Annotated in this window: 19 protein-coding genes; 14 read left to right on the forward strand and 5 right to left on the reverse strand. The window is 56.9% G+C overall.

Going from position 1 to position 20,137, the window contains the following annotated elements; genetic code table 11:
- The first annotated feature begins 172 nt into the window (after positions 1-172).
- On the forward strand, positions 173-2,191 hold the full coding sequence (locus AC6I8B_RS16595) for an NADPH-dependent 2,4-dienoyl-CoA reductase (RefSeq protein WP_157353771.1): 2,019 nt from the start codon (positions 173-175) through the stop codon (positions 2,189-2,191).
- Here AC6I8B_RS16595 and rlmG read toward each other — a convergent pair whose 3' ends face one another.
- Positions 2,192-3,310, reverse strand: coding sequence for a 23S rRNA (guanine(1835)-N(2))-methyltransferase RlmG (gene rlmG / locus AC6I8B_RS16600; protein ID WP_033780655.1), 1,119 nt, complete (start codon positions 3,308-3,310; stop codon positions 2,192-2,194). It abuts the gene before it with no gap.
- Between the two features lie 83 nt (positions 3,311-3,393).
- On the opposite strand from rlmG, the gene AC6I8B_RS16605 reads away from it, so the two are divergent.
- Positions 3,394-3,897: a M48 metallopeptidase family protein gene (locus AC6I8B_RS16605; protein WP_010256568.1), complete on the forward strand. Its 504-nt coding sequence runs from the start codon at positions 3,394-3,396 to the stop codon at positions 3,895-3,897.
- Here AC6I8B_RS16605 and AC6I8B_RS16610 read toward each other — a convergent pair.
- Positions 3,894-5,582: a chloride channel protein gene (locus tag AC6I8B_RS16610; protein ID WP_332838020.1), complete on the reverse strand. Its 1,689-nt coding sequence runs from the start codon at positions 5,580-5,582 to the stop codon at positions 3,894-3,896. The genes AC6I8B_RS16605 and AC6I8B_RS16610 overlap by 4 nt on opposite strands.
- A gap of 146 nt (positions 5,583-5,728) precedes the next feature.
- Here AC6I8B_RS16610 and AC6I8B_RS16615 point away from each other — a divergent pair, with 146 nt between their 5' ends.
- The 3 genes from AC6I8B_RS16615 to sstT all read left to right on the forward strand — a co-directional run bounded on the left by AC6I8B_RS16615 (position 5,729) and on the right by sstT (position 9,409).
- Positions 5,729-6,715 (forward strand): Gfo/Idh/MocA family protein, encoded by a 987-nt coding sequence (locus tag AC6I8B_RS16615; protein ID WP_089414889.1) that lies wholly within the window; start codon positions 5,729-5,731, stop codon positions 6,713-6,715.
- 257 nt (positions 6,716-6,972) lie between these two features.
- A complete protein-coding gene (locus tag AC6I8B_RS16620; protein ID WP_010256559.1) occupies positions 6,973-7,941 on the forward strand; it encodes a TerC family protein in 969 nt (322 codons plus the stop codon).
- Positions 7,942-8,176: 235 nt separating this feature from the next.
- Entirely contained in the window at positions 8,177-9,409 is a 1,233-nt protein-coding gene (gene sstT, locus AC6I8B_RS16625; RefSeq protein WP_010256557.1) for a serine/threonine transporter SstT, read from the forward strand.
- Positions 9,410-9,604: 195 nt separating this feature from the next.
- Here the strand turns inward: sstT and AC6I8B_RS16630 are convergent, their stop codons facing one another.
- Genes AC6I8B_RS16630 through uxaC form a run of 3 tightly spaced genes read right to left on the reverse strand, consistent with a single transcriptional unit; the run spans position 9,605 to position 13,966 of the window.
- The gene (locus tag AC6I8B_RS16630) at positions 9,605-11,095 is read right to left on the reverse strand and encodes a UxaA family hydrolase (protein ID WP_033769824.1); all 1,491 of its coding nucleotides are present in this window, start codon (positions 11,093-11,095) and stop codon (positions 9,605-9,607) included.
- A 4-nt stretch (positions 11,096-11,099) separates the two neighbouring features.
- Positions 11,100-12,548 carry a tagaturonate reductase gene (locus AC6I8B_RS16635; protein ID WP_157353773.1) on the reverse strand — a complete coding sequence of 483 codons (1,449 nt, stop codon included), beginning with the start codon at positions 12,546-12,548 and terminating at the stop codon, positions 11,100-11,102.
- 2 nt (positions 12,549-12,550) lie between these two features.
- Positions 12,551-13,966 carry a glucuronate isomerase gene (uxaC, locus tag AC6I8B_RS16640; protein WP_157353775.1) on the reverse strand — a complete coding sequence of 472 codons (1,416 nt, stop codon included), beginning with the start codon at positions 13,964-13,966 and terminating at the stop codon, positions 12,551-12,553.
- A gap of 399 nt (positions 13,967-14,365) precedes the next feature.
- Between uxaC and AC6I8B_RS16645 the strand changes: the two genes are divergently transcribed.
- The 9 genes from AC6I8B_RS16645 to AC6I8B_RS16685 all read left to right on the forward strand — a co-directional run bounded on the left by AC6I8B_RS16645 (position 14,366) and on the right by AC6I8B_RS16685 (position 20,087).
- Positions 14,366-15,670: an MFS transporter gene (locus tag AC6I8B_RS16645; protein ID WP_010699779.1), complete on the forward strand. Its 1,305-nt coding sequence runs from the start codon at positions 14,366-14,368 to the stop codon at positions 15,668-15,670.
- Between the two features lie 86 nt (positions 15,671-15,756).
- Complete coding sequence (gene exuR / locus AC6I8B_RS16650; protein WP_022623920.1) at positions 15,757-16,533, forward strand: transcriptional regulator ExuR; 777 nt, start codon at positions 15,757-15,759, stop codon at positions 16,531-16,533.
- A 324-nt stretch (positions 16,534-16,857) separates the two neighbouring features.
- Positions 16,858-17,532, forward strand: coding sequence for a DedA family protein (locus tag AC6I8B_RS16655; RefSeq protein WP_010699781.1), 675 nt, complete (start codon positions 16,858-16,860; stop codon positions 17,530-17,532).
- Positions 17,532-17,879, forward strand: a complete 348-nt coding sequence (gene mzrA, locus AC6I8B_RS16660; protein WP_031590949.1) for an EnvZ/OmpR regulon moderator MzrA — start codon at positions 17,532-17,534, stop codon at positions 17,877-17,879. Before AC6I8B_RS16655 ends, mzrA begins: the two co-directional genes overlap by 1 nt.
- Before the next feature lie 194 nt (positions 17,880-18,073).
- Positions 18,074-18,448: a DUF1090 domain-containing protein gene (locus AC6I8B_RS16665; RefSeq protein ID WP_010256536.1), complete on the forward strand. Its 375-nt coding sequence runs from the start codon at positions 18,074-18,076 to the stop codon at positions 18,446-18,448.
- A gap of 35 nt (positions 18,449-18,483) precedes the next feature.
- Positions 18,484-18,789, forward strand: coding sequence for an ElaB/YgaM/YqjD family protein (locus AC6I8B_RS16670; RefSeq protein WP_010256532.1), 306 nt, complete (start codon positions 18,484-18,486; stop codon positions 18,787-18,789).
- Positions 18,790-18,791: 2 nt separating this feature from the next.
- Entirely contained in the window at positions 18,792-19,187 is a 396-nt protein-coding gene (locus tag AC6I8B_RS16675; RefSeq protein ID WP_010256529.1) for a phage holin family protein, read from the forward strand.
- Positions 19,187-19,471 carry a YqjK-like family protein gene (locus AC6I8B_RS16680; RefSeq protein WP_010256526.1) on the forward strand — a complete coding sequence of 95 codons (285 nt, stop codon included), beginning with the start codon at positions 19,187-19,189 and terminating at the stop codon, positions 19,469-19,471. Before AC6I8B_RS16675 ends, AC6I8B_RS16680 begins: the two co-directional genes overlap by 1 nt.
- A gap of 202 nt (positions 19,472-19,673) precedes the next feature.
- A complete protein-coding gene (locus AC6I8B_RS16685) occupies positions 19,674-20,087 on the forward strand; it encodes a DoxX family protein (protein ID WP_010256522.1) in 414 nt (137 codons plus the stop codon).
- Positions 20,088-20,137: the final 50 nt, after the last annotated feature.

Below are 20,137 nucleotides of genomic sequence, written 5' to 3' on the forward strand. Positions count from 1 at the left end.
GTCTTAACCTCTTTGCGCAAGGCACGGGCTAGCTCCGCCCACTCTTTGTTACTCACCTCACTCCCCTGCCGTTGTTTATGATTTCACTCACACCCTGACATTCTTTCACTTTTTTTTAACGCAGAAGTGGCTAGAGTGAACTCATCCGACCACTTTACCGTGAGTGACTATCATGTCCGTCAATCCTGACTATCCTGCGCTGTTTACGCCGCTGGACCTTGGCTTTACCCGACTGAAAAACCGCTTTCTGATGGGGTCGATGCACACCGGACTGGAAGAACACCCGGATGGTGCAGCCCGGCTGGCGGCTTTTTACGGCGAGCGGGCGCGTGAAGGCGTCGCGCTGATCGTCACCGGCGGCATCGCCCCCAATGCCCAGGGTGTCACCACCGCGCATGGCGCGATGCTCACCGACGAGACGCAATGTGACTGGCACCGGCAGATCACGGAGGCGGTACATCAGCATCAGGGCAAAATCGCCCTGCAGATCCTGCATACCGGTCGTTACAGCTATCAGCCCGATCTGGTTGCGCCCTCGGCACGCCAGGCGCCGATTAACCCGTTTACGCCACAGGCGATGAGCGAGGCGGCGATTGAACAGACCATTGATGACTTTGCCCGCTGCGCCCGACTGGCACAGCAGGCGGGCTACGATGGCGTGGAGATCATGGGTTCCGAAGGCTACCTGATTAATCAGTTTCTGGTAAAGCACACCAATCAGCGCACCGACCGCTGGGGTGGCGACTTCCGGCAGCGGATGCAGTTCGCGCTGGCGATTACCCGCGCCGTTCGCGCCGCGACCGGTGACGCCTTTATCATCATCTTCCGGTTGTCGATGCTCGACCTGATCGAAGAGGGCAGCACGCTGGAGGAGACGCTGTTGCTGGCGGGCGAACTGGAGCAGTGCGGCGTCACGCTGTTTAATACCGGTATTGGCTGGCACGAGGCGCGCATCCCGACCATCGCCACCTGCGTGCCGCGTGCGGCCTTTGCGTGGGTGACGCAGCGCCTGCGTGAACAGGTGAAGGTACCGGTCATCGCTACTAATCGCATCAACCATCCCGCCGTCGCCGAGCAGCTGTTGCAGTCCGGCTGCGCCGATATGGTGTCGATGGCCCGCCCTTTTCTCGCCGATCCCGCCTTTGTCACTAAAGCCCAGCGCGGTGAACCGGACAGCATCAACACCTGCATTGCCTGTAATCAGGCCTGCCTCGATCAGGTGTTCGCCGGTAAAATTACCTCCTGCCTGGTCAATCCGCGCGCCTGCCATGAGTCGCTGATGCCGGTCATCGCCAGCACCGGCCCGCGCAGGCTGGCCGTAGTGGGTGCCGGTCCGGCCGGCATGGCGTTTGCGCTGCAGGCGGCGCAGCGCGGCCATCAGGTAACCCTCTATGAGGCCGCGGCGGAGATAGGCGGCCAGTTCAATATTGCCCGGCTGATCCCTGGCAAATCGGAGTTCAGCGAAACGCTGCGCTATTTCCGGCATGAGCTGGCAGCCGCAGGCGTGACGGTTCAGACAGGCAGTCGGGTGACGGCGGATCAGTTGAGTGACGCCGATGAAGTGGTGCTGGCGACCGGCATTCAGCCGCGTACGCCCGATATTCCGGGCATCGACCACCCCAGCGTGCTGAGCTATCTGGAGGTGCTGCGCGATAAGCGCCCGGTAGGTAAACGGGTAGCGATTATCGGCGCCGGCGGTATTGGCTTTGATGTGGCGGAGTATCTGTCACAGCCATCCCATGACGAAGATCTGGCGGCGTTTTATGCCGAATGGGGCATCGACCACAGCCTGACGCAGCGTGGCGGTGTGATGAAACCCGAGCCGCCTGCCGCGCTACGGCAAATCTGGCTGCTGCAACGCCGATCGGGAAAACCGGGTGCCGGGCTGGCAAAAACCACCGGCTGGATCCATCGCGCCAGTCTGCAGGCGCAGGGCGTTGAGATGTGGGGCAGCGTTGAGTATCTGGCGATTGATGACAGCGGCCTGCATCTGCGGCGCAACGGCGAAACGCTGTTGCTGGAGGTCGATAACGTGATTATCTGTGCCGGACAGGAGCCGCAGCGCGAACTGGAAGACGCGCTGCGTGCAAAAGGACAGAGGGTGACAGTCATCGGCGGTGCGGATGTGGCGCAGGAGCTGGATGCGCGCCGTGCGATTGCGCAGGCGACGCAGCTGGCATTAACCGTCTGACTAGCGCATTTTCACCGCGCGCAGCACCACGAACTTCTGGTTAGAGGCGATCAGCGTACAGTTACCAAACAGCTTCTTCAGCTTGTGGTGATAATCGAGGTGGCGGTTGCCGACAATACGCAACTCGCCGCCATACTGAAGGCAGCGTTTGGCATCACGGAACATCTGCCATGCCAGGTGATCGGTCACCGCGTGCTGCTGATGGAACGGCGGGTTGCACAGCACCGCGTGCAGCCGATCTGACGGATAGCCGCTCAGCACGTTGTTCACCAGGAACTGACAGCGTGACAAATCCTCAGGACGGTTCACTTCCACGTTAAGCTTGCTGGAAGCGACCGCCATGTAAGACTCATCAAGGAAATGCACCTCGGCCTGCGGGTTCTGCTCCAGCGCCACCAGTCCCACCACGCCGTTACCACAGCCGAGATCGACAATCTCGCCCTCAATGTTTTCCGGCAGATGCTGCACAAAGAGCCGTGCGCCGATATCCAGCGAAGCGCGCGAGAAGACGTTGGCGTAGTTGTGAATCTGATAAGGGGTACCATCCAGCGGCCAGACCAGCGTCGGCGTGGCCTCGCGCAGTGCAGGCTTGCTGAACTGGCTGTAGATCAGACGCGCTTTTTTCCACGCCAGTGAGGTTTTGGTTTCACCAATGATCTGTTCGAACAGCTGCAGGGTAGAGTTATGGATCTCTTTGGCGCGCGCCGCCGCCAGAATCACCGTATCAGGCGTGACAACTTCGCGAATGGCGCGCAGCTGGTGCTCCAGCAGCGCCAGGGTTTTAGGCACCTTGATCAGCACAGCCGCAGGTGAAGCAGGCAGGTCAGCCAGGCTATCAACAAAGTGAACGTCGCTGTCATCCAGCCCATTAAAGGTCAGATTCTGACGGGCGGCCTGCTGGCTCAGCCATGAGTCGCTGACGTGCCAGACGGTACGCGAATTCAGGGCGCAGGTTAAGGCCCCGAAACTGTCGTTGAAGACCAGCACCGGCCCCTCTGGCAGCGCCTGCTGTAACAGATATTCATCAGCCGCATCCCAGGCTTGTAATGGACTTTCGTCACGCATCTGCGGGAAGCGATGCAGGATCAGTGTGCGATCGTTCAGTTCAAGTTGGCTCATGAATTCTCCGGCGTGGTACACTTTGGTTGATTTTCGCCCCAAAATCGGGGGCGCAGTATACTGTCTTTCGCCTGGAATCCCTAATGTCCTCACTGATCTACCTTCAGGGTTATCCTGCCCCCCTTCTTGAGCAGGTTCAGTCGTTGATCGCCCATCAGCGCTTAGGTGCGTTCCTGCAGGAACGTTATCCCGACACCCATGACGTGATGAGTGATAAAGCGCTGTATGACTACACGCAGGCGCTGAAAAATCGCTATATGCGCAATGCGCCGCCGATCAGCAAAGTGATGTGGGATAACAAGATTAAGGTGATGAAGCATGCACTCGGGCTGCACACTGCCATCTCGCGGATTCAGGGCGGTAAGCTTAAGGCGAAAGCGGAAATCCGTATCTCGACCTTTTTCCGCCTCGCGCCAGAGCCGTTTCTGCGGATGATCGTGGTGCATGAGCTGGCACACCTTAAAGAGAAAGATCACGATAAGGCGTTCTACCAGCTCTGCTGCCATATGGAGCCGGATTATCACCAGCTCGAATTTGATGCGCGACTGTGGATGACGGACCAGGCGATGCGCGGCAACGCGGCTTAAAGAAACTCCTGCGCTTTCTGAATCAGGCTGGTTTTGGTCAGCGCCCCCAGAAAGCGCCGTTCCTGCGGATTGTTGAGCACCGGCAACCGCTCCAGCGTCACCGCCGCAAAGGCTTCCCATCCCTCACGCATACTCTGATTCTGATACACCACCGGGAAATCCTGATCCATCACGCACTGCACCGGTGAGTCGAGGGTGATCTCCTGGGCCAGCACCCGGCGCGAAATTTCATGAATCGAGACCACACCGAGGAAAGCGCCCGCGGCGTTGATCACATAAACATAGCGTTCACGCTTCAGGGAGCTGACCGCCAGCGCCTGCCCCACCGACTCCTCCGGCTGCAACGCCGCACCCGCAATAATCAGCTCGGCAATGCGCATATTATCGAAATCATATTTCGCTTCTGAACGGCTGAAGTGATGACTCACGACCGGATAAGTACTGGCGGATTGCAGGCGATAGACCACCATCGACGCCAGCACCGTGGCGATCATCAGCGGAAACAGCAGGCTGCTGTTGAGTGTCATCTCCAGCACCATCAGCATCGCCATCAACGGCGCCTGACTGACCGCCGCCAGCACCGCCGCCATACCAATCGCGGCATAGAGCAGCACATTGCCGAGCGGCAGATGCAGCGCCGCCCCCACCGTCGCGATGATCACCCCCAGCAGCGCGCCAATCAGCAGCGAAGGGGTAAAGAGTCCGCCGACGGCGTTCGACCCTACCGACAGGCTGGTAGCGAGGGTTTTCAGCACCAGCAACAGCAGCAGACCCGGCAGCAGGTAGTGCCCTGCCATTACTTTGACGATCACCTCGTAGCCGTTGCCGAGGATATCAGTGGAGATCAGCGCCAGTAAGCCGACCGCAAAGCCGCCCGCTCCGAGGCGCAGCGGCAGGGAGGCGACCCGGCTGAACAGCACTTTGCTGCGGGCGATGCATTTAATCACGATCCAGCCCGCCAGACCGGCGCACAGACCAATCACCACCGTCATCAGCAGGCTGCTGAGATCCATGGCGAAGTTCGCGTCTGCCAGCGGATAGAGCGCGCTGCGAAAACCCAGCGTCCACATGGTCATCACCGCCGTGGCGGCAGCGATGATCAGGGGGATCAGCCGCTGCAACGCAGAAATGCCGAAGGCGATTTCCGCCACAAAAATCGCCGACGCCAGCGGCGCATGGTAAACCGACGCGAGGCCCGCCGCCGCCGCCATCGCCACCACGTCACTGTTTTTCAGGTTAAGTGAGGCCGGTAACAGGCGACCAATCGCACTGCCGCATAGTGCCGAGAGCTGCACCATCGGCCCCTCTTTACCTATCGACGCGCCGCTGCCGATACTGGCAATCGACGATAAGGCACGGAACAGTGATGTCCGGGTCGGCACCGCATCGAGCCGGGCGTTGATCACTTCAAGGTAATCCGTTTTCACCGTCTGCTGCTGCTCAATGGCAACGGCATAACGCAGAAAATAGCCCGCCAGAACGCCGCACGCCCCCACCAGCAGCGGCCAGAAGATCCACGGCCAGAGATGCAGGGATTCGGTTATTTCGCCACTGCGGGCAAACAGCAGATGGTTGATCAGTTCAATCACGCCGCGGAAAGCCAGCGTCACCAGCGACGCCGCACACCCGACCGGAATGGCGATCAGAAGTGTGGTCCAGTTTAATGCGTGCTTACTTGCTTTCACCTGCGCTCCCTGGTTGGTACATAAACATCATCGCTTCCGCATATTATTGGAATGCGGATCGCAGGATCAATCCCTGCCCGCCCGGCACCATTGCACAGCGTGGGTGAGATGTTACTCTGCCGCTTTACAGCTGCCGGAGAGATGACGTGATTCGTTTTGCCATTGTGGGAACAAACTGGATTACACGCCAGTTTATTGATGCCGCTCATGAAACCGGAGCGATGAAGCTCTGTGCGGTCTATTCACGCAGTCAGCAGCAGGCTGAGGCCTTTATCGCCGATTATCCCTGCAAACAGACCTTTACCTCACTGGAAGCGCTGGCCGCCAGTCCGGAGATCGATGCGGTCTATCTGGCCAGCCCCAACGCACTGCACTGTCAGCAGGCGCTGCTGTTTATGTCGCACGGCAAGCATGTGATTTGCGAAAAACCGCTGGCCTCTAATCTGGCAGAAGTGGAACAAATGATCGCCTGCGCCCGTGAGCATCAGGTGGTGCTGTTTGAGGCGTTTAAAACTGCCAGCCTGCCTAATTTCCTGCGGCTGCAGCAGGCACTGCCTGACGTGGGTAAACTGCGAAAAGCGCTGCTGAATTACTGCCAGTACTCCTCACGTTACCCACGCTATCTCAACGGTGAGAACCCCAATACCTTTGATCCGCGCTGGTCGAATGGCTCAATTATGGATATCGGTTATTACTGTCTGGCCTCGGCGGTGACGCTGTGGGGCGAGCCAGATCGCGTGCAGGCCAGGGCGACTTTGCTTGCGAGCGGCGTGGACGCGCACGGCGTGGTGGTGCTGAGTTACGGTGATTTCGATGTGACGATTCTGCATTCGAAGGTGAGTGATTCCAGCCTCCCCAGCGAGATTCAGGGTGAAGCGGGCGCGCTGGTGATAGAGAAGTTATCGGAGTGCCAGCAGCTGACTTTTGTGCCGCGGGGCGCGGAAAAGCAGACGCTGAGCCAGCCGCAGCATATCAACACCATGCTGTATGAAGCCGCCGCTTTTGCCCGGCTGGTTGAGCAGCGCCAGGTGGACCACCCTTCGCTTGAGGTTTCGCGGATTACTGCATCGCTGCTGACTGAGATACGCCGCCAGACCGGCGTGATCTTCCCGGCCGACCAGGCTGCTATGTAAATATTTCTAAATATGTCTGAGAGGTGTTGCTTCCTGTGCGGCTAAACCGTAACTTACCCTCCTGCAAAGGGGAGTAACTTGTAAGCTGATTGATCGTCATTACGATGCGAAAGCATCCGGTCATCAGGCAACCCGGAATCAATTTCTGTGTTGTAAGTGAGACCTTGCCGGAAGGCGAGGTTTGCTTACACAAAAATAAGCGGCTGACGTCTTCTGACTTCAGCCGTTTTTTTTTATTTTTCGGACAGGATACGAATATGCAAACTGTGGGTACGCCTTTACTGTGGGGCAGCTTTGCGGTTGTGGTGCTTATCATGCTGGCTATCGACCTGCTGTTGCAGGGACGCCGTGGCGCGCAGACCATGTCTTTCAAACAGGCGGCCGTCTGGTCGCTGATCTGGGTTTCAGTCTCACTGCTGTTCAGCGCCGCCTTCTGGTGGTATCTGGAGGGCAGCGCGGGACGTGAAGTCGCTAACACGCAGACGCTCGCCTTCCTGACCGGTTACGTGCTGGAAAAAGCGCTGGCGGTGGATAACGTCTTCGTCTGGCTGATGCTGTTCAGTTACTTCTCTATTCCGGCCAATCTGCAGCGCCGGGTGCTGATCTATGGGGTATTAGGCGCTATCGTGCTGCGTACCATCATGATCTTCGCCGGTAGCTGGCTGGTCACGCAGTTCAGCTGGATCCTCTATGTGTTCGGTGCCTTCCTGCTGTTCACCGGTGTGAAAATGGCGCTGGCGAAAGAGGATGACAGCGCGGTGGGCGAAAAACCTGTGGTGCGCTGGCTGCGTAAGCATCTGCGCATGACTGACGATCTCGACGGCGAGAAGTTCTTCACCCGCAAAAACGGCGTGCTGTTTGCGACGCCACTGCTGCTGGTGCTGATCATGGTAGAAATCAGCGACGTGATCTTTGCGGTCGACAGTATCCCGGCGATCTTCGCCGTGACCACTGACCCGTTTATCGTACTGACCTCAAACCTGTTCGCTATCCTGGGTTTGCGTGCCATGTACTTCCTGCTGGCAAACGTGGCGGAACGGTTCTCGATGCTGAAGTATGGCCTGGCGATTGTGCTGGTGTTCATCGGCTTTAAGATGCTGATTGTCGACATCTACCATATCCCGGTCGGTATCTCGCTGGGTGTGGTCGGTGCCATTCTGGCATCAACCCTGCTGATTAATGCCTGGGTTAACCGCAAAAGAGACCAGAAAAAGCTCGCACCATAATTACCTGCAGGGGCAGCCGATGCCCCTGTTTTATTTTGTGGCAGCCTGTCACGCCATTTCATCCCTCTGTCACACTTCCACTATCCAGCATAATAAAAATCTGACCTGCTCCACAGTGACAGAACTTTCTCTTTTCTCGTCCGATCTTTTCCTTATACTCCGCCGGGCAAACCGTTTTAGCCGATGCAAAACATCGCGTCTGAAACTACATCCGCGACAAAATATAGAAAATATTATGCAGAAAACTCTCTCCGCACGTCTGGGCACGCTGCTCGCCGGAAGCCTGGTGAAGCAAATCATGATTGGGCTGATCGCCGGTGTGGCGCTCGCCTGGATTTCACACGATGCCGCTATCGCGGTCGGTCTGCTGGGTGAACTGTTTGTCAGTGCGCTGAAAGCAGTCGCGCCATTGCTGGTACTGATGCTGGTGATCGCCTCGATTGCCAACCACCAGCAGGGCCAGAAGAGCAATATCCGGCCGATTATTATGCTTTATCTGCTGAGCACCTTTTTCGCGGCGGTGGTCGCGGTGGTCTTCAGCCATCTGATCCCGCAGACGCTGACGCTGGCGGTGGGCACCACGGAAATCACACCACCATCCGGCATTACCGAAGTGCTACGCGGACTGCTGATGAGCATGGTGTCGAATCCAATCACGGCCCTGATGAACGCCAACTACATCGGCATTCTGGTGTGGGCAATTGGTCTCGGGCTGGCGTTCCGTCATAGCAGTGACACTACCCGCGCCTTTCTCAATGATGCCTCTCATGCGGTGACCTGGCTGGTACGCTGCGTGATTCGCTGCGCGCCGATTGGTATTTTCGGTCTGGTGGCCTCGATCCTCGCGTCTACCGGCTTTGGCGCGCTGTGGCAATATGCGCATCTGCTGGCGCTACTGATCGGCTGTATGCTGCTGATGGCGCTGGTGGTGAACCCGCTGCTGGTGTTCTATAAAATCCGTCGCAACCCCTATCCACTGGTCTTCACCTGCCTGCGCGAAAGCGGCGTGACCGCCTTCTTTACCCGCAGTTCTGCCGCCAACATTCCGGTGAATATGGCGCTGGCGAAACGTCTGGATCTGGATGAGGATACCTATTCGGTGTCGATTCCGCTGGGCGCAACCATCAGTATGGCGGGGGCATCGATTACCATTACCGTGCTGACGCTGGCGGCGGTGCATACGCTGGGGATCAGCATTGATGTGCCGACGGCGATTCTGCTGAGTCTGGTGGCATCACTCTGTGCCTGTGGTGCATCTGGCGTGGCGGGCGGTTCGCTGCTGCTGATCCCGGTGGCCTGTAACATGTTCGGCATTCCGAATGATCTGGCAATGCAGGTGGTGGCGGTCGGCTTTATTATCGGCGTCCTGCAGGATTCGGCGGAAACCGCGCTGAACTCCTCAACCGATATTCTGTTTACCGCCGCTGTCTGTCAGGCAGAAGCGGAGCGCGAAACCAGCCGGGCTTAACCTTTCAGATAGCTCAAAAGCTCAAAGAGTGGGTGGCAGAGTCCGAAGAGCAAAGCGTCCCGCGCCAGGGAAGGCGCGGGCCGAGCGAGCAGGGATGCTTTAAGCGACTTTGCGATCGACTCTGCCACCCACGAAGGGCACAGGATTAACCGACGGTAATGACAACATCAGGATCGCCATTGTTTGCCTGACAAACTATAGCGTCACACCGCTTTTGAAAATCGCCAGCTCGCGGAAATCGTTCTTCTCGTTGTTGGTCGGCTGACCGCTGGCAATCGCCACAATGCTGTCGACAAAGTCTTCCAGCATCGCATCCATACTCATTCCCTCGATCAACCGTCCGGCATTAAAGTCGATCCAGTGCGGTTTCTTCTCCGCCAGCGGCGTGTTGGTGGCCAGCTTCACCGTCGGCACAAAACCGCCATAAGGCGTGCCGCGTCCGGTACTGAACAGCACCATGTGACAACCGGCACCTGCCAGCGCACTGGTGGCGACCGCATCATTGCCCGGCGCACTCAGCAGATTCAGCCCAGGCGTTTTTAACCGTTCGCCATACTTCAGCACATCGACCACCTGGCTCTGCCCCGCTTTCTGAGTACAGCCCAGCGACTTCTCCTCCAGCGTGGTGATACCGCCCGCTTTGTTGCCTGGTGACGGGTTTTCGTAGATCGGCTGCTGGTGATCGATAAAATACTGTTTGAAATCGTTGATCATAGCTACCGTTTTGCTGAAGGTCTCCTCGTCGCGACAGCGACTCATCAGAATCCGCTCTGCGCCAAACATTTCCGGCACTTCGGTCAGTACGGTCGTGCCGCCATTGGCGATCATCTGGTCCGAGAAACGTCCCAGCAACGGATTGGCGGTGATGCCAGACAAACCATCTGAACCGCCGCACTCCAGACCAAACTTCAGCTCGCTGAGTTTGCCCGGCTCGCGCTGGTCGTGACGCATTTTTTCATACAATGCGTGCAGCCGCTCCAGCCCGGCTTCCACCTCATCGTCATGCTGCTGGCACACCATAAACTCGACCCGGTCGCTTTCAAACGCGCCGAGGGTATCACGGAAGGCATCAACCTGATTGTTTTCGCAGCCGAGACCAATCACCAGCACCGCGCCAGCATTAGGATGGCGCACCATGTTCTGCAGCATGGTGCGGGTGTTTTCGTGATCCTGCCCCAGCTGCGAACAACCGAAGGTATGGCTGAACAGGAATGCACCATCGATATCTTCTGCCTCCTGCGTCTCTTTCAGGAAACGCTGCAGGATCTGACGCGCAATGCCGTTGACGCAGCCAACGGTCGGCAGGATCCACAGCTCATTGCGGATGCCGACCTCGCCGTTAGCACGACGGTAGATCTGCACCTCACGGTCACCCGGCTGCGGCGGTAGCGTCACAAACTCGGGCTGATACGCATATTGATCCAGATCGCTGAGATTGGTGCGGGCGTTCTGCGAATGGATTAACTCACCGGCGGCCACAGGCTGCGTGGCATGGGCAATCGGCAGCCCATATTTGATCACCAGCTCATCCTGCGCGATAGGCTGCAGGGCAAATTTATGCCCGCGTCCGACCGCCTGTTGCACCGCCACACTCAGTGGTGGCAGCTCTATCGTGGCACCCGCGTCTAAATCACGCAACGCCACGGCGACATTGTCGCGGGGATCAATTTTGATTGCGTCTTGCATAGCGTTATCTCAGTTGGTTCAGCGCCTCACGCATTCCGTGGGCGATGATATTTTGCAGGTGTTGGGTGACAGCCGCAGCCAGTCCGGGCTGACGGGTTAAATCTTCACCCCAGTGTTGCGCGTCGCTGAGTACGCCGTTCACCAGCTGTTGCGGTGACAGCTGATCCGCATCAAGTGCTTTCCAGGCGTCGGCGTAGCGCTGTAACCACTGCGGCTCGTCCTGCAATGGCCAGCTTTTGCCGGCTGACTCGCCGCGATAAAAAGCGATCAGCGCGGCCAGCGCAAAGGTGATGTGTGCCGGCCACTCGCCGGTTTGCAGATGCGCAGCAAGGAGTGGCGTCAGCAGACGGGTGCGGAACTTGGTCATGCCATTAAGGGCAATCGACAGCAGCGCGTGGCGAATAAACGGATTGCGGAAACGACGCTGTACCGCATCGGCAAACGCGTGCAGTTCATCGGCAGGCAGGTCCAGCGTCGGGATCACTTCGTGACGCAGCAGGTTATCCACAAATCCGGCGATAGCCGGATCGGCCATCGCCTCTCCCACGCTCTCAATACCGGCCAGAAACGCGACCGGCACCATTGCAGTGTGCGCGCCATTGAGAATGGCCACTTTCTGCGCTTTATAGGGCGCAATGTCATCCACATGCCGAACCTGCGGCGACAGCGCCGCCAGCTTCAGTTCATTAAACAGCGCCGACGGCCCCTGAATCACAAACTGATAGTAGACTTCGCCCGCCACCAGATAGCGATCTTCATAACCCAGCTCGCGTTGTAGCTGCTCGCTTTCCGCCGGGAAGCCGGTGACGATGCGGTCGACCAGGGTGTTATAGAACGCGCAGTGCTGATGAACCCAGGTTTTAAATTCGGAGGGCAGATGCCACTGATCGGCGTAGCGCAGCACCAGATCGCGCAGCGTGTCGCCGTTATGGTCAATCAGCTCGCACGGCACCACCAGCCAGCCCCGGTCGCTGGCGCCATTGAAGTGGGAATAGCGCGCCCACAGCAGCTGCGTCAGTTTGCCAGGGAAACTGCTGGCAGGCTGATCGGTAAGCTGATCCGTGCCGTCAAAGGCGATGCCCGCTTCGGTGGTATTGGAGAAGACTATGCGCAGATCAGGATTACGGGCCAGCGCCATAAACTCGCCGAACTGCTGCCAGGGCTGGATTTCACGGTTGAGACTGCGGATCAGCCGGGTTTCGCTGACCTGCTCGCCCTGATCGTTCAGCCCGCGGATCAGTGTGGTATAGAGACCATCCTGCTGATTCAGGCTGTCGCTGACTTCACGGTTGCGCGGCCGCACCACCACGATCCCGGCATCGGTGCCCTGATGTTCATTCAGCCAGTCGATCTGCCAGTCAATAAAGGCGCGCAGGAAGTTGCCTTCGCCGAACTGGATCACCCGGTCGCGATAGACGGCGCCCGGAAAGTCGTGACGGTTTAGCCTTTTCATTATCAGGCTCCCAGCTCGATGCCGAAGTAATCGCGGGCATTGTTGAAGCAGATGTTCTGTACCATCTGGCCTAACAGTGCTTCATCGGCTGGCGCTTCACCCTGCTCCACCCAGCGGCCTATCATCTGGCACAGCAGCCGGCGGAAATATTCGTGGCGGGTGTAGGAGAGGAAGCTGCGGCTATCGGTCAGCATGCCGACGAAACGGCTCAGCAGACCAATCTGCGCCAGCTGCGTCATCTGACGCTGCATACCATCCAGCTGATCGTTGAACCACCAGGCTGAACCAAACTGCATCTTGCCCGCCTGACCTTCGCCCTGGAAGTTGCCCGCCATGGTAGCCAGCACTTCGTTGTCGCGCGGGTTCAGGCAGTAGAGAATGGTTTTAGGCAGCGCATTATTAAGATTCTGCGCGCCCAGCAGGCGTGCCAGCGGTTCGGCCAGCGGCTGGTCGTTGATCGAATCGAAGCCGACATCAGGCCCCAGCAGCTGGTACTGGCGCGGATTGGTGTTGCGCAGTGCGCCAATGTGATACTGCTGCACCCAGCCACGGCGGGCATATTCGCTGCCCAGCCAGACCAGCACCGCCGTTTTAAACTGTGCCGTTTCCTGCGGGTTGGGCGCGGCACCGCTGCGGCGACGCGCCAGAATTGCATCCAGCGTGGCGTCATCCGCCTCAGCGTAGCAGACCACATCCAGCGCGTGATCGGAGACTTTACAGCCGTGCGCCGCGAAGTGATCCAGCCGCTGATGCAGTGCGCTGCGCAGATTGTCAAAACGCTGCACGCTGATATCCGTCAGCTGCTCCAGCGTCTCGATCCACGGCAGGAAGGTTTCCGCTTCGATATTAAACGCTTTGTCCGGACGCCAGCTCGGCAGCACTTTAACGCTGAAACTGGCATCGTCTGCCAGCGCGCGGTGATGGCGCAGGTCATCCAGCGGATCGTCAGTGGTGCCCACCATCTTCACCTTCATCTGCTGCATGATGCCGCGCGTGGTAAAGCTATCCTGCGCCAGCAGTTCATTGCAGCGATGCCAGATGCTGTCAGCCGTTTTCTCAGAAAGCAGTGTATCGGTAATACCGAAAGGCCGGCGTAACTCCAGGTGGGTCCAGTGATAGAGCGGGTTGCCGATAGTGTGCGGCACGGTACGCGCCCAGGCGTCAAATTTTTCACGATCGCTGGCGTTACCGGTACAGAACGCCTCAGCCACACCATTGGCGCGCATGGTCCGCCACTTATAGTGATCGCCCTTCAGCCAGATGTCATAAAGGTTGGCGAAGCGATAATTTTCGGCAATCTGCTGCGGCGGCAAGTGGCAGTGATAGTCGAAAATCGGCTGATCCTTTGCATAGTCGTGATAGAGACGACGGGCGAATTCGGTATCCAGCAAAAAATCTTCGGTCATGAAACGTGACATACATGCTTCCTCATCGACTGAACCACGGATGGCCCAAAGTTATCATACCAATTTTAGTCCGTTACGGATTTATTTGCGATCCTGCTCACATAAACGGCGGTAGCTGGCTGCCGTTATGGACGTTTTTGTCGCCCGTATCGCGCTAAATGGCTGTCATTACGCAGGTTTCCAGTATCCCACAGTGCAGAAAGGGTTTTTGTGATGGCTCTCAACTTTTAAAGTTGTATAACAAGTTAGGCTCTCGCCCCATCGTGAGGTCGTTAGCGACTCACAAATGGCAAGGTCATAACAGGGTTGCTCATACAGAACCTGCGGGCGTGAGCAGAGCTGCATCACGTGCTGTCCCGCTCCAGATAACAACAGCGGCAAGACCGCATACAGAACTGGAAGAGGTAGAGGATGCGTAAGATCAAAGGGTTACGCTGGTACATGATTGGACTGGTGACGCTCGGTACGGTGTTGGGGTATCTGACCCGTAACACCATTGCCGTGGCGGCCCCGACATTAATGTCAGAGCTGCATATCACCACGCAGCAGTATTCCTACATAATTGCGGCCTATTCAGCCTGCTACACGCTGATGCAACCGGTGGCAGGTTATGTACTGGATCTGCTCGGCACCAAAGTCGGCTACGCGGTGTTTGCTATTATGTGGGCGATTTTCTGTGCCGCTACGGCGATGGCGGGCAGCTGGGGCGGACTGGCGCTGGCACGTGGCGCAGTCGGTGCGGCTGAAGCGGCGATGATCCCGGCCGGACTGAAAGCGAGCAGCGAATGGTTCCCGGCTAAAGAGCGTTCGGTCGCCGTGGGCTACTTTAACGTGGGTTCGTCTATCGGTGCGATGCTGGCTCCGCCGCTGGTGGTCTGGGCGATCGTGGCGCACAGCTGGCAGATGGCATTTATCATGACCGGCGTGCTGAGCATGGCCTGGGCACTCAGCTGGCTGGTGTTTTATAAGCACCCGAAACAGCAGAAGAAGCTGAGCGATGAAGAGCGCGACTATATTATCTCCGGCCAGGAAGCGCAGCATCAGACCGGCAACACCCGCAAAATGTCAGCACTGGAGATTATCCGTAACCGCCAGTTCTGGGGTATTGCCCTGCCGCGCTTTCTGGCAGAACCGGCCTGGGGAACGTTCAACGCCTGGATTCCGCTGTTTATGTTTAAGGTTTACGGCTTCAATCTGAAAGAGATTGCGATGTTCGCCTGGATGCCGATGCTGTTCGCGGACTTCGGTTGCATACTCGGTGGCTATCTGCCCCCGCTGTTTCAGCGCTGGTTCGGCGTTAACCTGATCGTCTCCCGTAAGATGGTCGTGACGATGGGAGCGGTATTAATGATTGCGCCGGGCACCATCGGCCTGTTCACCAGCCCCTACGTCGCCATTGGTCTGCTGTGCATCGGCGGGTTTGCGCATCAGGCCCTCTCTGGCGCGCTGATCACCCTCTCCTCAGACGTTTTCGGCCGCAATGAAGTTGCCACGGCTAACGGCCTGACCGGCATGGCAGCCTGGACCGCCAGCACCATGTTTGCGCTGGTGGTCGGTGCACTGGCCGATACGCTGGGCTTCAGCCCGCTGTTTGCCGCGCTGGCGGTGTTTGATCTGCTGGGCGCCGTCGTTATCTGGACGGTTCTGAAAAATAAACCCATTTCAGAGCTGAATGCCGAAGCCGTTATTCCGCAGGCCAGCGCCGTTCGCAGTTAATCTGCCGGGCTGGCGCAAGCCAGCCCATTTCCTCGCACCTCCTGAAGTGGTATAACAACTTATCTGTCTGCTACCAGGATTGTGCTATGGACTTCACTGAATCCCGTCGACTTTATCAACAGCTGGCCAGCGAGCTGAAAAGCCGCATTGAAACCGGGATCTATCCGGTGGGTGACAAACTGCCTGCTGAGCGCCTGATTGCCGAAGAGATGGAAGTGAGCCGCACCGTCGTACGTGAAGCGATCATCATGCTGGAAGTTGAAGGCTATGTTGAGGTCCGCAAAGGCTCGGGCATCCACGTCATTGCCAGCCAGCAGCAGAACCGCATCGCCTCCACCAGCAGTCAGCTGGAGTTCGCCACGTTTGGCCCCTTCGAACTGCTCCAGGCTCGTCAGCTGATTGAGAGTAATGTGGCCGAGTTCGCTGCAACGCAGGTAACGCGCCAGGACATTATCGACCTGATGGCGATTCAGGAAAAAGCCCGACAGGAGGATCACTTCCGCGACTCCGAGTGGGATATGCAGTTTCATGTACGTATCGCGCAATCCACCCAGAACAGTGCCTTAGCCGCCATCGTTGAAAAAATGTGGCTGCATCGCCTGCACAATCCCTACTGGCTCAAACTTCACGAACACATCGACCAGCGCAGCATTCTCAGCTGGTGCGACGACCACGATCAGATTCTTAAAGCGCTGATGCGCAAAGATCCCGCCGCCAGCAAACTGGCGATGTGGCAACATCTGGAAAATACTAAACAGATGCTGTTTAACGCGACGGCGGATGATTTTGAATTTAACGTGGATCGATACATGTTTGGTGAGAATCCGGTCATCCTGCCTGATGGGTCCAATAACGCCCGCTAAAAGTGCCTGAAAATGCCCTGAGACGGTCAGTTAATCTGCAATAGTGTCAGGTCATGTAAAGCTCCTTTTTACACGCCGTTTCACAAGGTAAAACTCCTGTTCGCCAGAGAGTTTTCCTGTCTCAGACAGGCGATTTTTGTTACAGTTATCGCCCTTTTATTACCCTTTGCGACTGGGGGTTATAAAGTCGCTGATTTAACAATCAATTCTGGAAGGATCCGGAAAATCCCGCCCAGGCTGCGCTCCTAAAATTTATAACGAAATGCCGGTCTGCGTTTAAGTCCCTGTGGGACATGTTTAACAATGATGTTCAGGAATGAATTGATGGATATTTTGCAATCGTTGCTGCATGCCCTCTGGCAGCAGGACTACGAAACCCTCTCCGATCCCACGCTGGTATGGGCCATTTACGGCGTGCTGTTTATGATTTTGTTTTTAGAAAATGGCCTTCTTCCCGCTGCATTTCTGCCGGGTGACAGTCTGCTGATTCTGGTCGGCGTACTGATTGCCAAAGGCACCATGAGCTTCCCCCTGACGATTCTGGTGTTAACGACCGGTGCCAGTCTTGGCTGCTGGGTGAGCTACTTACAGGGCCGCTGGCTGGGTAACACGCCCACGGTACAGAAATGGCTCTCCCATCTTCCTGCCCAGTATCATCTGCGCGCGCACAGCATGTTCCATCGTCACGGCTTATCTGCCCTGCTGATTGGTCGCTTTATCGCGTTTGTGCGTACTCTGCTGCCTACCATCGCCGGATTGTCAGGCCTCAGCAATGCCCGCTTTCAGTTCTTCAACTGGGTAAGTGCGTTTCTGTGGGTGGTGATTCTGACCGTTATCGGCTTCGCGCTGGGTAAAACCCCGATTTTCCGTCGTTATGAAGATGAGATGATGTTCTTCCTGATGATGCTGCCGCTGGCGCTGCTGGTGTTTGGTCTGGTGGGATCGCTGGTGGTGATATGGCGTAAGCGTCAGGCGAATCAGAACGGGAAAGCCGAGTAATGAAACTGCTGCAGGCTATTCCTAAACGGTGGTTACCGTGGTTGATCGCTGGCGCCTTTGCACTGGTCGCGCTTTGTGTGGTCCCCGGTCTGATGAAGCACGAGACGGTGGTGCAGATTCGGGTTTCCCATGCTGGCGCTACCCTGCCCGATGGTTTTTATCTCTACCAGCAATTAAGTGCGCAGGGTATTCGTATCAAAAGCATTACGCCTGCGGGTGATGCACTGATCATCCATTTTGATAGCGAAGAGCAGAGCCTGGCGGCCCAGAAGGTGTTACGCCGTCTGCTGCCACAGGGCTTTATTGTGGCGCAGCACGATCACTCTCAGCACCTCTCACTGGCGTAATCTCCCGACTCCCCTCTCCTTTTCAGACCGTCGCGCCATCCTGCGGCGGTCTGAAAGGCGCTCTATCTCCCGGTCTTCTTTGAACTTTTTACTATGGGTGTCTATGCTTAAGCGAGAGTCGATTCTTAGCACCCGCAGCCATATGATTACGCGGGTGATGGCGGATCAGGTCGCAATGGAAGGGTCCAGGACCAATGAAATATCAAGTATTACTGGGAGTCGCGCTGTTTTCGCTGTCGGGTTCGCTGCTGGCGGCAGAATCGCTGTGTGAGCAGAAAGAGCAGGATATTCAGCGTGAAATCGGGATGGCGCAGAAGCATAACAACCAGCGCCGGGTTAACGGTCTGGAGCGCGCGCTGACCGAAGTCCGGGCCGATTGCAGCGACAAAAAGCTCGAGGCCGCCCATCTGGAAAGAATTAACGCTCAGAAGCAGAAAGTTGCTGAGCGTGAGCACGCACTCAGGGAAGAGCGTGAAGAGGGCCATGACAAGGAGAAGATTGCTAAGCGACAACAAAAACTGGATGAAGCGCGCCGGGAGCTGAAAAAGTTACAGGCGGAGCCCTATTAATCGGAACTAAACAACTGATGTTAAAGGAGTATTTTATGTCTAAAGACACATCATCGGAACATTTGCGTGCTGAACTGAAAAACCTGGCCGATACCCTGGAAGAGGTGCTGAGCAGCAGCACTGAAAAATCCAAAGGCGAACTGGATAAACTTCGCAATAAAGCGCGTGTGGCGCTGGATAGCTCACGTGAACGTCTGGGCGAATCAAGCGAGCGCATTGCTGCGACCACCCGCGAAGCGGCGCAAAAAGCCGAAGGCTACGTGCGTGAAAATCCATGGCATGGTGTGGGTATCGGTGCAGCGATTGGCGTCGCACTGGGCATGCTCATTTCGCGTCGATAATTATGGCTGACTCACAGCATAACCACGGCCCGGCTAAAGGGGTCATTAACATCGGCCAGCGCATTGTTACCACGCTGGTTGGCATGGTCGAGACACGCGTTCGTCTGGCAGTGGTGGAACTGGAGCACGAGAAAGCTAACCTGATTCAGCTGCTGTTGATGGTTGGCCTGACAATGCTGTTCACTGCATTTGGTCTGATGAGCCTGATGGTTCTGATTATCTGGGCAGTGGATGCGCAGTACCGTCTGATGGCCATTGGCATCACGACCGGCACGCTGCTATTGCTGGCGGTTATTCTGGGGCTCTGGACGCTTCACAAATCACGTCAGTCCACGCTGTTGCGCCACACGCGCAAGGAGCTGGAAACAGACCGGGATTTACTTGAGGACCAGCGCTGATGAGCCGCCGCGAGCGTGAAGAACGCATCCATGAACTGCTTAAGCATGTGCAGCAGCAGCGGCTGGATTTAAGCGCTGCGCGGCGTGACTGGCTGGAAGGCACCGCCCATTACGATCGCGGCTGGTTCACCTTCCTCAGCTTACGCCGCTACCTGGCCATTGGCAGCAGTGCGCTGGCTATCTACTCCGTTCGCAGTCCCAACATGCTGTTACGCTGGGTAAAACGGGGATTCGGCGCCTGGAGTACCTGGCGCATGATCAAGTCCGCTCTGCCACCGCGTTAATTTTGCTAAAAGCCGGTCCTGAAAAGGCCGGCTTTTCTTCATCAGAATTTCTGAAAAACACTGACAGTATATCTCGCTTACAACCTTTCCACTCCGCGACTATCATCTCCAGCTATCAACCCAATGAACGCAATACTGCTTTCAGCGGGCATAAACCTTGCGGGCAGCTTGCCCTGCATCCCTGATAGCGCTGGAGTAAATGATGAAAAAATTCGAAGACGTTGGTTTGTTACTGGCTCGCATCCTGATGCCAATCCTGTTCATTACGGCTGGCTGGGGCAAAATCACCGGTTATGCAGGTACTCAGCAATATATGGAAGCAATGGGCGTCCCGGGCTTTATGCTGCCGCTGGTTATCCTGCTGGAGTTTGGCGGCGGTCTGGCTATCCTGTTTGGTTTCCTGACCCGTTTCACTGCCCTGTTTACTGCAGGCTTCACCATCCTGACCGCGTTTCTGTTCCACAGTAACTTTGCCGAAGGCGTGAACCAGCTGATGTTCATGAAGAACCTCTCTATCGCCGGTGGTTTCCTGGTGTTAGGTCTGGTGGGTCCTGGTGCATACAGCATTGATCGCCTGATCAGCAAAAGAAAAACACAGCCAGCGATTGCGCGCTAATCTCACATAAAGCGTAATGCCACATATACTTAGCAGGGCGGGGACATTTC

The sequence above is a fragment of the Pantoea sp. X-Soil-ISGK-285 genome, from assembly GCF_059730815.1.